This is a genomic window from uncultured Paenibacillus sp. (assembly GCF_963515335.1).
In the GTDB taxonomy this organism is placed as follows: domain Bacteria; phylum Bacillota; class Bacilli; order Paenibacillales; family Paenibacillaceae; genus Paenibacillus_I.
The window spans coordinates 1-12,745 of sequence record NZ_CAUPYC010000094.1 but is presented as its reverse complement, the minus strand read 5'-3'; the positions used below and the strand labels follow the sequence as shown (position 1 = coordinate 12,745).

Annotated in this window: 15 protein-coding genes and 1 pseudogene; 14 read left to right on the top strand and 2 right to left on the bottom strand. The window is 54.6% G+C overall.

The genetic code is table 11. The annotated features are described in order from the left end of the window. The first annotated feature begins 51 nt into the window (after positions 1-51). The 4 genes from RWM61_RS19215 (at position 52) to RWM61_RS19200 (ending at position 3,479) form a co-directional block, all read left to right on the top strand. Positions 52-423, top strand: coding sequence for a Ger(x)C family spore germination C-terminal domain-containing protein (locus RWM61_RS19215; protein WP_314003825.1), 372 nt, complete (start codon positions 52-54; stop codon positions 421-423). Further along, positions 420-647 carry a hypothetical protein gene (locus tag RWM61_RS19210; protein ID WP_314003823.1) on the top strand — a complete coding sequence of 76 codons (228 nt, stop codon included), beginning with the start codon at positions 420-422 and terminating at the stop codon, positions 645-647. Before RWM61_RS19215 ends, RWM61_RS19210 begins: the two co-directional genes overlap by 4 nt. 104 nt (positions 648-751) lie before the next feature. After that, positions 752-2,206, top strand: coding sequence for a nicotinate phosphoribosyltransferase (locus RWM61_RS19205; protein WP_314003821.1), 1,455 nt, complete (start codon positions 752-754; stop codon positions 2,204-2,206). A gap of 112 nt (positions 2,207-2,318) precedes the next feature. After that, complete coding sequence (locus RWM61_RS19200) at positions 2,319-3,479, top strand: Gfo/Idh/MocA family oxidoreductase (RefSeq protein WP_314003819.1); 1,161 nt, start codon at positions 2,319-2,321, stop codon at positions 3,477-3,479. A 75-nt stretch (positions 3,480-3,554) separates the two neighbouring features. Here RWM61_RS19200 and RWM61_RS19195 read toward each other — a convergent pair whose 3' ends face one another. Continuing rightward, positions 3,555-3,890, bottom strand: coding sequence for a helix-turn-helix transcriptional regulator (locus RWM61_RS19195; RefSeq protein WP_314003817.1), 336 nt, complete (start codon positions 3,888-3,890; stop codon positions 3,555-3,557). Between the two features lie 176 nt (positions 3,891-4,066). On the opposite strand from RWM61_RS19195, the gene RWM61_RS19190 reads away from it, so the two are divergent. From RWM61_RS19190 to RWM61_RS19155, 8 genes and pseudogenes are all read left to right on the top strand, one after another. After that, the gene (locus RWM61_RS19190) at positions 4,067-4,423 is read left to right on the top strand and encodes a LytTR family DNA-binding domain-containing protein (RefSeq protein WP_314003815.1); all 357 of its coding nucleotides are present in this window, start codon (positions 4,067-4,069) and stop codon (positions 4,421-4,423) included. Positions 4,424-4,690: 267 nt separating this feature from the next. After that, positions 4,691-5,365 carry a 7-cyano-7-deazaguanine synthase QueC gene (gene queC, locus RWM61_RS19185; RefSeq protein ID WP_314003813.1) on the top strand — a complete coding sequence of 225 codons (675 nt, stop codon included), beginning with the start codon at positions 4,691-4,693 and terminating at the stop codon, positions 5,363-5,365. A 33-nt stretch (positions 5,366-5,398) separates the two neighbouring features. Then, positions 5,399-5,830, top strand: a complete 432-nt coding sequence (gene queD / locus RWM61_RS19180; RefSeq protein WP_314003811.1) for a 6-carboxytetrahydropterin synthase QueD — start codon at positions 5,399-5,401, stop codon at positions 5,828-5,830. A 1-nt stretch (position 5,831) separates the two neighbouring features. Beyond that, positions 5,832-6,560, top strand: coding sequence for a 7-carboxy-7-deazaguanine synthase QueE (gene queE, locus RWM61_RS19175; protein WP_314003809.1), 729 nt, complete (start codon positions 5,832-5,834; stop codon positions 6,558-6,560). A gap of 620 nt (positions 6,561-7,180) precedes the next feature. Next, positions 7,181-8,113, top strand: coding sequence for an SEC-C metal-binding domain-containing protein (locus tag RWM61_RS19170; RefSeq protein ID WP_314003827.1), 933 nt, complete (start codon positions 7,181-7,183; stop codon positions 8,111-8,113). An 8-nt stretch (positions 8,114-8,121) separates the two neighbouring features. Beyond that, positions 8,122-8,577, top strand: a complete 456-nt coding sequence (locus tag RWM61_RS19165; protein WP_314003807.1) for an IS1096 element passenger TnpR family protein — start codon at positions 8,122-8,124, stop codon at positions 8,575-8,577. A gap of 247 nt (positions 8,578-8,824) precedes the next feature. Next, positions 8,825-9,378: pseudogene (locus tag RWM61_RS19160) on the top strand (transposase); the annotation flags it as partial. Between the two features lie 135 nt (positions 9,379-9,513). Further along, positions 9,514-10,653, top strand: coding sequence for an N-acetylmuramoyl-L-alanine amidase (locus tag RWM61_RS19155; protein WP_314003805.1), 1,140 nt, complete (start codon positions 9,514-9,516; stop codon positions 10,651-10,653). Between the two features lie 26 nt (positions 10,654-10,679). On the opposite strand, the gene RWM61_RS19150 is transcribed toward RWM61_RS19155, so the two are convergent. Further along, a complete protein-coding gene (locus RWM61_RS19150) occupies positions 10,680-11,567 on the bottom strand; it encodes a discoidin domain-containing protein (RefSeq protein WP_314003803.1) in 888 nt (295 codons plus the stop codon). 425 nt (positions 11,568-11,992) lie between these two features. Between RWM61_RS19150 and RWM61_RS19145 the strand changes: the two genes are divergently transcribed. Continuing rightward, positions 11,993-12,151 carry a hypothetical protein gene (locus RWM61_RS19145; RefSeq protein ID WP_314003801.1) on the top strand — a complete coding sequence of 53 codons (159 nt, stop codon included), beginning with the start codon at positions 11,993-11,995 and terminating at the stop codon, positions 12,149-12,151. A 57-nt stretch (positions 12,152-12,208) separates the two neighbouring features. Continuing rightward, on the top strand, positions 12,209-12,601 hold the full coding sequence (locus RWM61_RS19140) for a DUF1232 domain-containing protein (protein ID WP_314003799.1): 393 nt from the start codon (positions 12,209-12,211) through the stop codon (positions 12,599-12,601). Positions 12,602-12,745 lie beyond the last annotated feature (144 nt).

Sequence of the window (12,745 nt, the reverse complement as noted above, 5' to 3'; positions counted from 1 at the left end):
TTTTGTTTTCGCTGATGGTATTACCAATAAATTACTTGAACTGCATAGGTCATGATTGAAAATGAACAATGGAAAGTAACGGTAAAGGCCGTAACCGAAGATGACGTCGTGCATAACGGTACGAACCTGGATTTGATGAATCCGAAATTTACAAAAATGCTCGAACAAGAATTAAAAGAAGACATTGAAAGAAGCATCAAGTCCGCACTGGACTATCTGCAAATAAACAAGAACGCCGACATCATTGGATTTGCCGAGGCATTCCGTCGCAAATATCCGGATGAATGGAAAAAAGCGAAAGGACGGTGGGACACCATCTTCCCTGAAGTGGAAGTGACGTACGATATTCGCGCCTATGTAAGAAGACCCGGCATGTTGACCGTACCTGCAGGTCTTCCGGAAGACGAGGTGAAGGAAAAATGAAATTTGCCGCGATCACAGGTATAACCGTGTTAATGATTCTTATGACCCTTTATGAGTGGCCCAAAATGAATCCGAAGCAAAAAAAAGAGAAAGCCGCCTTTTTAGCATTGGCGGGAATGGGGTGGATGCTGGCCGTCACCCTTATTATCAATCCGGATATGCCAGGCCCGACCCAAATCATTGATGCCATTTACAGGCCGCTTGGCATGTCGCTTGAAAAATAGGCTGCAACATCGGGGACAGCAGGCGCGCACTTCGGTGGTGTACAAGACTTCGCGCACATACTTAGATGAGTTTTTTAGAACGGGAATCTGCCGGAGGCGAGACCATGAACGACAGCAATTACGGCAATCTGACGCTGCATACCGATAAATACCAGATTAATATGATGTACGGCCACTGGAAGCACGGCACGTGGAACGACCGGTCCGTGTTCGAGGTGCACTTCCGCAAGCTGCCGTTCGGCAACGGGTATGCGGTGTTCGCCGGCCTGGAGCGAATCGTCGACTACATCCGGAGCCTGCGGTTCGGCGAGCGGGAGCTTCAGTACCTGCGCACGCAGGAAGAGGGCTACGACGAAGGGTTTCTTGAAGCGCTGCGGCAGTTCCGGTTCACCGGCGATCTGTATGCCGTCGAGGAAGGCATGCCGGTATTCCCGAATGAACCGCTGATCCGGGTGGAAGCGCGTATTTTCGAGGCGCACCTGATCGAGACGGCGATGCTGAATTTCCTGAATTACCAGACGCTGATCGCGACGAAGGCATCCCGTGTAAAGGGCGTGGCGCCGGACGATACGCTGATGGAGTTCGGCACCCGGCGGGCCCAGGAGGCGGATGCGTCCGTGTGGGGTGCCAGAGCCGCCTATATCGCGGGCTTTCACGCCACGTCGAACATGCGCGCGGGCATGCTTTTCGGCATTCCGGCCAAGGGAACGCACGCGCATGCCTGGGTGCAGGCGCACGAGACGGAGGAGGAAGCGTTCCGCCGCTACGCGGACGCGCTTCCCGACAACGTTACGCTGCTCGTCGATACGTATCATACGCTGCGGAGCGGTGTGCCGAATGCGATCAAGATTGCAAGGATGCTCGAAGCCCGGGGGAAAAAGCTGCACGCGATCCGGCTCGACAGCGGCGACCTTGCCTATCTGTCCATCCGCGCGCGGGAGGTGCTGGATGAGGCCGGTTTTCCGTATGTGCGAATCGTCGCCTCTAACGATCTGGATGAGAATATCATTCTTAATCTGAAGGCGCAGGGCGCGCGAATCGACACATGGGGGGTCGGCACGCAGCTGATCACGGCGGCGGACCATCCCGCATTGGGCGGCGTCTATAAGATGGTGGCGCGGGAGAAGGACGGGGAATATGTGCCGGTCATCAAAATCTCGGGCAATCCCGAGAAGGTATCGACGCCGGGCGCCAAGGACGTCTACCGCATCGTCAACCGGAAGACCGGCAAGGCGGAGGCGGATTATATCGCGCTCACGGAAGAGGATGATGTCCGGCGGGGCGAGCGGCTCAAATTGTTTGACCCGGTTCATCCGTATCTGCATAAATATGTCGACGATTACGACGCGATTCCGCTGCTGCAGCCTATTTTCCGGGGCGGGGAGCTTGTCTATAAGCTGCCTTCGCTGGAGGAGATTAGGGACGCCCATCCGCGCCGCCTCGCCTGTTTTTGGCCGGAATATTTGCGCAAGCTGAATCCCGAGACGTATCGGGTCAATCTCAGCCCTGCGGCCTGGGAGCTGAAGATGGCATGCATCCGCAACTATCAGCAGCTGTAATGGTTACTGGAGACGTTCCCGGTTTCAATTCCGCTTTCCGGCGTTTAAAGGGGTATCAAGATGAGACGCATGCCGCCGGCCGGCGGCCACACGTCTTCGGGAGGTGCGAGGTATGGAACCGATCAAGGTCGGCGTAATCGGGACCGGATTTTCGGCTGGCTTTCATATCGAATCGCTGCGCCGCTTGCCTTATGTCGAGATCGTCGCCATTTCGGGCTCGACATTGGAGAAGGCGCAGGAGGCGGCCGCCAAACACGGCATACCCGCCGCTTACGGCGAATATCACGAGCTGATCAACGACGAGCGGGTAGAGGTCGTGCATAACTGCACGCCGAATGTGCTGCATTATGAAATCAACGAGGCGGTCATGCTGGCCGGGAAGGATCTGCTTTCCGAGAAGCCCTTGGCGATGAACGCCAATGAATCGCGGAAGCTGAGGGAGCTGGCCGAACAGGTGGACACTGTGAGCGGCGTCTGCCTGAATTACCGGCATTTTCCGCTCGTTGTGCAGGCGAAGAGCATGCTGGCCAGCGGGGAATACGGCAAGCCGCACCTCGTCACCGGCAGCTACCTGCAGGATTGGCTCCTCTATAAAACCGACTACAGCTGGCGGCTCGAGCCTGAGAAGAACGGACCGTCCCGCGCTATTGCCGATATCGGCTCCCATTGGTGCGACACGCTGCAGTTCGTGCTCGGCTCGCGAATCGTCAGCGTCATGGCTGATCTGCAGACCTTGTATCCGCGGCGCAGCAAGCCGGTCGGCTCCGTGACCACCTTTGGCAAAGCGGAGTATGAGCTGACGGAGGAAATGGACATCAAGACCGAGGACAGCGGCTCCGTTCTGATCCATTTCGAGAACGGCGTGTCCGGCGTGTTCACGGTATCGCAGGTGAGCGCGGGGCGCAAAAACAAGCTGGAATTCGAGATTTCGGCACGCGACGCCAGCCTGTACTGGGACCAGGAAAATCCGAACAAGCTGTGGATGGGCAGGCGCCATAAAGCCAACCACGAGCTGATGCGCGACCCGTCGCTGCTCATGCCCGATGCGGCCGCGCTGGCCCACATGCCGGGCGGTCACGAGGAGGGCTGGCCGGAAGGGATGAAAAACCTGCTGATCGACTTCTACAATGAAGTGATGCGCAAACGGCGGGGCATGGAGATCGAAGGGACTCCCATGTTCGCCACCATCGCCGAGGGCCATCATCTGATGCAGATCATCGACGCGGTGCTCGAGAGCAATCTCACGCGCCAATGGGTGCATATCCGGGATTGATCCGCCGCTTTATACGCACAAAACAAAGCTCCGGCATGAGCCATCATGCCGGAGCTTTGTTTTATACAAACGCGCTTATGCTTTGCCGTCGAATTCGACGATTTGCTTGACCACCTGCGCGATCAGCTTGATTTTCTCGGCGGAGCAGCCCTCGAGCATCTCCATGATTTCACCCCGCAGAAAATCTCGGGAGCCGCTGTTCGTTCCGCTGAGAATATATTCGGGCGTCTCCTCAAGCACGGCGCATATTTCGGACAGACGCTCCAAATTGATCGGCGTCTTGCCGCGCTCGATTTTGCTGATGTAGGCGTTGGACACGTCAAGCTCTTCCGCAAGATTTTCCTGCGTCAGTCCCTTGTTTTCCCTCGCTTTGCGTATCCGTTTGCCGATTAATCCGTAGTCGAATCCCATCCATGATCACCTAAACAAACTATAGCAACGATCAACAATCGGTCACATGCATAAATATTCAAATTGAACAAATAGGTTCAGTATGATACACTACTTGGTAAGAAAGTCATGCATGCGTGACATAATTCGTGTCGATTCGACGTAATCTTCGCGACACGTATGATGCGGAGGTAACTATGTACGTATCCGTAACCAGAAGCGTGGAAGGAAGCGGCATGGAGAGCATTCATGTCGACGATATTCTGTTTCTTGAAACTTCACAGAGCCGGATATTGGTACACACGAACGACGGCGTTTATTATGTGCCCAACACGTTGGAGCGTTGGATGAGAGCGTTCGATTCCATCGGACAGCAGTTCGAGATGGTCGACCGCTGCTCGATCGCCAACCTGAAGAGGGTAACGCGGCTCGATCCGGTTTGGTGCCGGCTCCATTTCGACGACGGTTCGTCCGAAGGCGTAAAGCCATGCAACGTGGCGAGAAGGCATTACCGGAAGGTCGCCAAGAAGATCGAGGAAATGCGCAAAGCTTGAGCAAGAGCAATGATCCGCGAACGGGGTCGTTGCTTTTTTTTGTTTGGCGCACCGGCGACCGGCGGGTAGGAATGGAGGGCGGAATAACGCCAGAATCCGGCACTAAAGTGTCCGGGAGGGGCTGAACGGGGGGAATAACGCCGGAATCCGGCACTAAAGTGCCGGATCTGTCACGGCGCGGAAATAAGTGACACCGGCATCCGGTTTCTGCGGAACGGATCTTTTGATATGATATATAGAAACAATCCGAGTAAAGGTGGTCATCGCTTGACGGAGAAACGGGAAAAAGCGGTCGTCGTCTTCAGCGGCGGCCAAGACAGCACGACCTGTCTGTTCTGGGCGCTGGAGCGGTTCGCCGGGGTGGAGGCGGTCACCTTCAATTACGGACAGCGGCACAGCCGGGAGCTGGAGTGTGCGGCACAGATCGCGCAGGAGCTTTCGGTCAAGCATCATATTCTGGACATGTCGCTGCTGAACCAATTGGCGCCGAACGCGCTTACGCGCGACGACATCGAAATTGCCGCCGGAGACGGCGGGCTGCCGACGACGTTCGTCGACGGCCGCAACCTGCTCTTTCTGTCGTTCGCGGCCGTGCTGGCGAAGCAGGCGGGAGCCCGCCATATCGTGACCGGCGTCTGCGAGACCGATTTCAGCGGCTACCCGGACTGCCGCGACATTTTCATCAAGTCGCTTAATGTCACGCTGAATCTGGCGATGGATTATCCGTTCGTCATCGACACGCCGCTCATGTGGCTCGACAAGGCGCAGACGTGGGAGCTTGCCGATCGTCTGGGCGCCTTCGATTTCGTCCGCACCCGCACATTGACTTGCTACAACGGCATCGTTGCGGACGGCTGCGGCGAATGTCCGGCGTGCCGGCTGCGGCGGGGCGGTCTGGAGGCTTATTTGGAGCGTAGAGACGGCAAGGGCGGCAAAGCCTGAATTCATAAACAATAGGAACGGAGCGTTACAACGATGCTGCAGCAGATTTATCCCTCGGTCGCGCATGACTATGCGTACGAGCTCAACAAAGATATGCATTTCGCCGCGGCGCATTACATTCCGCATGACGACGCAGGGAAGTGCCGGCGCGTTCACGGCCATACGTATTTTGCGAATGTGACGATCGCCGGCGACGAGCTGGACGGCAGCGGCTTTCTCGTCAATTTCGCGACGGTCAAAAAGCTGATCCACGAACGATTTGATCACCGTACCGTCAACGAAGACGAGCTGTTCGACGACGCCGATCCGGATCGTTACCCGACGACGGAAATTATGGCCCGCACGATCTGGGAGCTCGTTCAGGCGCACCTCGACGCGCAGTCGAACAAGCCGAGATGTCTGCAGGTGTTTCTGCGCGAAACGCCGTCCAGCTATGTCGTCTACCGGCCGAAGACGGTGCGCTGATATGGCCGGCCGCGCGATTCCCGTGTTGGAAATATTCGGTCCGACCGTACAGGGCGAAGGCCTCGTGATCGGGCAGAAAACAATGTTCGTCCGCACGGCCGGCTGCGATTACAGCTGCGCCTGGTGCGATTCCGCTTTTACATGGGACGGCTCCGCGAAGGAGGACATTCGGCTGCTCGAGCCTGAAGCCGTCCTAGACGAGCTGCTGCGGATCGGCGGCAGCCGCTTCGCTCACGTGACGCTGTCCGGCGGCAATCCCGCGTTGCTTCCGCAGCTGGACGAGCTTATTCGTCTGCTCCACGGCCGGGGGATGAAGGTGGCGCTCGAAACGCAGGGCAGCCGCTGGCAGGACTGGTTCCTCTCGGTCGACGACCTGACGATTTCCCCCAAGCCGCCCAGCTCGGGCATGCATACGGACTGGAGCCGGCTGGACGAAATCATGGGTAATTTATCGGACAGGGCAGAGGGCCTGTGCCTGAAGGTTGTCGTTTTCGATGATACGGACCTCGATTACGCGTTAACGATACACCGCCGTTATCCCGATATTCCGCTTGTGCTGCAGGTCGGCAACGACGATGTGGGCACCTCCGATTCGGCGGGTCTGCTCGTGAAGCTGCTGCGGCGCTACGAATGGCTGGTGGAGCGGGTGGCCGCCTCGGAAGCGTTCAAGCAGGTGCGGGTGCTGCCGCAATTGCATACGCTGCTGTGGGGAAACAAGCGAGGGGTTTAAGACCAGAGGCAGAGGCACCTGACGGGTGAAAACCCTCGATAATACTGGCTTTTCTTGAGTTGTTGATTATGAATACCGTGACTGTCACTGATGTTATGCGAACAAAATACGTATCAGAACTAGACAATTGTTACATACGCAATTTTGTTATCTGACAATATAGGTGATAACCAGAAGCTTAGCTGCATGCAATCTCCGGCTAGGCTTTTATGTTATACTGATAGTAGTTGCAAAAGATTTCGGAGGTCCCGTTCGGAGGACGGGTACTGGCTCATTGATGAGGTAGCTCTCATTGATCGTATTGACGATTCCGCTGTTGCTATGAAACGTTACTATGAATTGCATCGGGAGCAACCTTATCGGGAATACGGTTTCTTTCACACCTCCCGCGAAACGCTGAAGCTTCGTGAGAAATGGGCGGGGGTTATCATTTGTTACCACGGCGAATCGTGGATTTACTAAGCTTGGTTCGCATGCCCAAATCCCTGTCTTATTCAACTGTTCTATATTTACTTGGCAGTAGGATCATGCGATTTGTACTCTGTGTATCCATAGCGTTATAATACAGAAAATAACGGAATATACCCTATTCAGTCAACTGGAGTTGTTTTCTCGTGAGCATGTATCCTTACTACTCGATTATTAATGAAACGAAATATGACAAAAATACAGGTTTTCACTCCTTTCGATTTTCTTGGTCTCTTGATACCTACGTAGCGATCGAGTATTTTTGTACCGATCCTGAGTGTAATTGCAATTCAGTCTTACTCGATATTGATCGGGTAACGCCGAGCGGTACTACAGAAAACATTGGCTCTATTTCAATAAGTATTCCTGATTTCAAGGTTGAAGAGATTAAAGCGAAACATAAGGCTATCTATCAGTCAAAGCTGAACAAGGAGTTTAAACAGGGTATACCTGAAGAGTGGAAATCCTATATCCTGAAGCATAGGGATCATGTGAGGGAATTAACAAGTGCCAGGCTTCCAGTTGATTCATTGCAGGAAAGGAAGGGGGCATTGCTTACGACTTCCGCATTACCTTCCCGATCGTATAAAGCTATGTCTATGCCTTCGATAGATCTGGAAAAGACCCCAACAATGGGCTATGTCGAAGTGTTCGGGGAATCGGCTGATCAACTGGTTTTCACTCACGGGGAGAATAGAATCCTGGTGGATGAACAGTACTGTATGAAGCCATCCTGCGATTGTCGGCAAGGTCTCTTGACCTTTATACAATTGGAGCCGGGTAAGCCAACCAGCAAATTTGTTATTGGCTATTCCACCCACAAGCGGAGTTATACCGTTGTGGAGAATTATACAACGAATAAGGAAATCGAAGAGCTTGTTGCGGCGTTTGAGACTGCTTATCCCGCGGTACGGCGTACCATCTCGAAACATTATGATGACATGAAGCGTGAGGGTAAACGAGCGATGCTGGAGAAACAGCAATCTGTTACGGCAAGCTTAGCATCACTCCCGGGTCGGAATGATCCATGTTCATGCGGTAGCGGTAAGAAGTACAAAAAGTGCTGCGGATCGGTAGGTGTTTAAACGTATATATGGCAAAAATTTTTAAGATAACCTTGACGGATTGGAATGGAGCTGTTCGTGGAAAACCCTGCCGCAAAATTGCCGTCCAAGAGAATGCGAGCTTGTATGATCTGGCGGAGGCTGCGTTGTCTGCGTTTGATTTTGACATGGATCATTCGTTCGGATTCTATGACAACCTGAAAAACTGGGCTCGGTCGGAGGAAGGATACGAGCTGTTTGCCGATATCGGCGACAAGATGAACTTCCCGGGTGTGAAGAAGGCTAAAGTTAGCAAGGTGTTCCATACACCCAAGCAAAAGATGCTGCTGTTATTCGACTATGGTGATGAGTGGAGGTTCGTCGTTCAATATTTGGAAGATGGAGACCTGAGAGGGACTAAACTCCCTGTTCTCCTGGATTCGAAAGGGAAGGCGCCTGATCAATATGGTGGCTTCTTCGATGAGGATGACGAATACGAACCTTAGCTGAACTTCCCTTCATGAGAGGTTAGGCGTATCCGGTTGGTAAATTAAAGAAGGAAAAGGACTTTGTTATGCCACCTCCCAAACAATCTCAACATCACGCGGCGGCGGATTGTGGATTTGCCAAGCCATAGTTCGCCTCCACCATATGAAACCCTGACCGCACGAGGTCAAGGTTTTTGCTGCAGCCAGCCAGACAATTGACCTCATCGTTCCATGCGGAAATATAAAGGCTTGTGCCGGAAGACAACTGCTTCGCAAGATACATGCTGCGGTGGGTTTTGGATTTATTCACGAACTGGTGGAGCACTCGTACTGCAAGTATTATGGCAGACCGGCAAACGAACCGGAACTGCTGTTTCGCCTGCTGTTTTTGCAGATCCTGTATAACCTATCGGATAAGCGAATCATCCAGGAACCCAAGTGAATCTGGCTTACAAATGGTTCATTGGGATTAATCCGGGGGATTCGCTACCAGATGCATCGCAGCTGTCGCGGTTCCTCAATCACCGGCTGGGAGCCAGTCAGATCGAAGACGTACTGAAGCATGTGGTTGGCCAGTGCATCGAGCAGGGCTTGGTAAAAAGCAAAGCCGTCATCATGGACGCTACCCACACGCAGGCAGGCAGCCGAAAACAAAGGCCGCTCGAGGTGCTGCGTGACGCGGCTAAGCGTCGGATTCGCGTTGTCATCAAACGCCATTCCAAGCTGGAGAAGAAGCTCCCCAAACTGCCGCGCGTCAAAAGCGAACAAGCGGATGCGGCGCAGATTATGCTGGGATACCTAGCGCAGCCGGCGAACGCAGCAAGCGCAAGGCGCTACAGGGAAGTAAGACAACAGCGTCGGCTTCCGGAAAATTTTCCCTTCCCCTATCGATTCAAGCTGGTATAATAGTAGAACGATAGAAGGTATCTACTCTTACTATTTGCGAGGTAGCGGATGCGAAAATCGGCAATTTACGCAGTCATGGCCGCCTTGGTGTGGCAAGTGTTTTTCGTTGCTCCGTCAGTCGAGGCCGTCGGGTCTTCTTCCATTTCGTATACGGCCAAGGTTTTTGCCGACTCGCTCAATGTGCGCAGCGGGCCTGCCGGTACGGCGAAGGTCATCGGCTCATTGAAGAACGGCACGCTGGTGACGGTATTGAAGGAAGCGAACGGCTGGCTGCAGGTGCGATCAGCAAATGCAAGCGGCTGGGTCGCGGGCTATTATTTGAAAAAGGTTGACGGAACTGCTGCGGTCAGCTCGGCCGAACCTGCCGGGGCGGCCTCAAAATCCGGCGGCAAACCGAAATCCGGGCCGGCGGCCAATGCGGATATGGTGTCCGTCACCGCCGAATCGCTCCGGATGCGAGCGGGTCCGGGCTTGAACCATGAGGTCGTCGGCGGGCTTAAGCAAGGAAACCTGCTGGCCGTTCTCGAACAAGCCGGAGATTGGCTGCGAATCGGCACCGCCGGCGGCGGAGAAGGCTGGGTGTCCAGCCGGTTCGTCACGGCGTCGTATCGCGCGGCGTCCTCATCCGCGGTTACAGCGGCCAACGGATTGACGGGCAAGCTGATCGTGGTCGATCCCGGACACGGGGGCAGCGATCCCGGCATGATCGGCAAGACGTTCGAGACGTTGGAGAAAAAGCTGAATCTCAAGACCTCGTTCTACCTGAAGGACGCGCTTGAGGCGCGCGGCGCGCGGGTCGTGATGACGCGGACGGACGACGCGAAGACGGAGCTTTCCGAACGGGTGCGCATCGGCGATTCGCTGCGGGCTGACGCGCTCGTCAGCATTCATTACAACTCCTCGGAGAACAAAGCGTCCGGCTTGCTGACGTTCTATTACGCGGACAAAGACGAGCAGCTCGCCAGAGCGATCGAGAGTCAATTGTCCAAAGGCATCGGCGGCTTGCAAAGCAACGGTGTCGCTTACGGCGATTATCATATCCTGCGGGAAAATGACCGGCCAGCCGCTCTCGTCGAGCTTGGCTACTTGTCCAACCCCAAGGATGAAGGCATCGTAGTGGATGCCTCTTATCAGAAGCTAGCCGCCGAGGCGGTCGCGCAAGGGCTTGCGGACTATTTTACACCATGACGGCATGTTTGGAACCTGTCGTTTGCTTAACCGTTGCTGTCGGCGGCAAACACCTCGATTTCGACCGCGCCCGTGTTCCCTCCGCTGCTTTCTGCCGCTTCAAAGCGGAGGGATTCGGTCGTGGCCGGCGTGTCAAGCGTAAAATATTGCATCTTGTCCGGACCCTGCAGGTCAAAGGTGCCCAATTCCGTCCCATCTGCGCTTAAAACGCGCAGTTTCTTTATTTCGGCACTCGTTCCCATTGTACGCGTCCAAAAACCGACCGCGGTTACCTGGTAGGTCTTGTCAAAGCCGATCTCAATCCAGGCATTGTTCCCGTTTCCGTCGGAAGACCATTCGGTGGCCGGATCGCCGTCGATGGCCATTTGGGCGCCCCAATTCTGATCGTTGGCCGCTCCGCCATAATTGGAACTGACGCCGACAATCCGTCCGCCGTTTTGCGACAACGCGATATTGGTTCCCGGAGGCGTATCCGCCGCTTGGTTTTCCCCCGTGTCATTCCCCTGATTTTGCGGCGTTTGAAAGCTTCCTTCCTTGCTTTGCGAGAAGCTTCCGTCTGTTCTGCCGAGCATGACGCGATAAAAGTAGTTCGTACCCGGTTTTAAATTCTCTACGACATTGTAGTGTTCCGTATGTGGTCCTTCCGGCATGCTTTCCACCGCCACAAAATCGTATTTGCCGGATTCGGTGCCCAGCAGAACCTGGCAGAAGCCCGGCTGTTCCGTGGTGAAGTTGACGATCGTATTCCCGTTTTTGAAGGAGAAATCGATGCCGGACACATCCAGCTCGTCAACGCCGGCGCGCGATGGCGAGACCGCTTGATATCCGAAATAACCGGCCGCCGCAACGGCGACGGCAACGGCAACGGCCAACAAGATAAACCATACCTTTCTTTTCATCGATACCGTTCCCATTATGCGATTCGACCCCCTGCCGTTCGGCGCATGAATTTGATCACACTACAAATTGTAGTACAATCTCTTTCCTCTTTCAAGCGAAAGGACCGCCGGGGGCGGTCCTTTCGCTTGAGGAAGCAGGCAAAGCGTTTGATGCAGACTTATATTGAAAGAATAGCTGCCGAAACAGACATGTAGGGCGACGTAACAAATGGATTTGATTTTCAGCAAACAAAACGCGGCAACAGCGTTAACAGCCGATCCTTATGATGATAGCGGAAGCACAATACGGATACCGAACATCGGCGAACGCGGAAAAGCGGTACCCCGGGTTACCCGAACCGTACCCGCTTCATAAGATGAAGGGTTTGCCGGGGGAAGTCCGCGCCGGATTCCGGATAAAGAAAGGAATTCAAAACAATATGGGGATTTTATATGATGTCGTGAGCGTACCAAAGGAGAAGGCGGCGAAAATCGTCGTCGAGACGGCGGCGTTTGCCTGTGGAGGAGCGGGCTCGGCGAACGTTCGCGAGCTCAGTGAGATTTTACGGGAGGAATATGCGCCGGCCGTTGACGGCAGGCATGCGCAAGCAGGACAATAGAAGGGTATAAGGTGGGCGGATTTATTCGGATAACCGTGCGCCAGGGAGGCATGCCCTATGCAATTCAGCTCGTTGCCGGAACGTTTGCGGACGCAAGCCAAGCGGCTGAAATCGAACCTTATGACGCTGTACGTATGCTGCCGCGACCTGCGTGTACTCTGGTATGCAAAGGCACTGGCCGCTGTCGTCGTCGCTTATGCATTCAGCCCAATCGACCTGATCCCGGATTTCATTCCGGTTCTCGGCTATTTGGATGACCTCGTACTGGTGCCGCTTGGTATTTATGCCGCTCTCAAGCTGATCCCTGAGTCGGTTCTGGCGGACAACCGAACGAAGGCGCAGCAGATTGCGCAGCGTCCGAACAATCTCGTCATGGCCGTGCTCATCGCAGCCATTTGGCTTGCGGCGGCCTGGTGGCTCGGACGGTTTATCTATAACCGGCTCAAGTAGCAAGGATCCGTGACAGGCTGCCGGCAGCCTGTCACGGATCCTTGCTGTTTTCAGAATAATTCCATGCTTTACGTTAATCCGGAGGCCGGACCTTCGGTAGCGGCACCGTATGCCGCTAACCGGTTGTGAGAGCGCGACGACGAG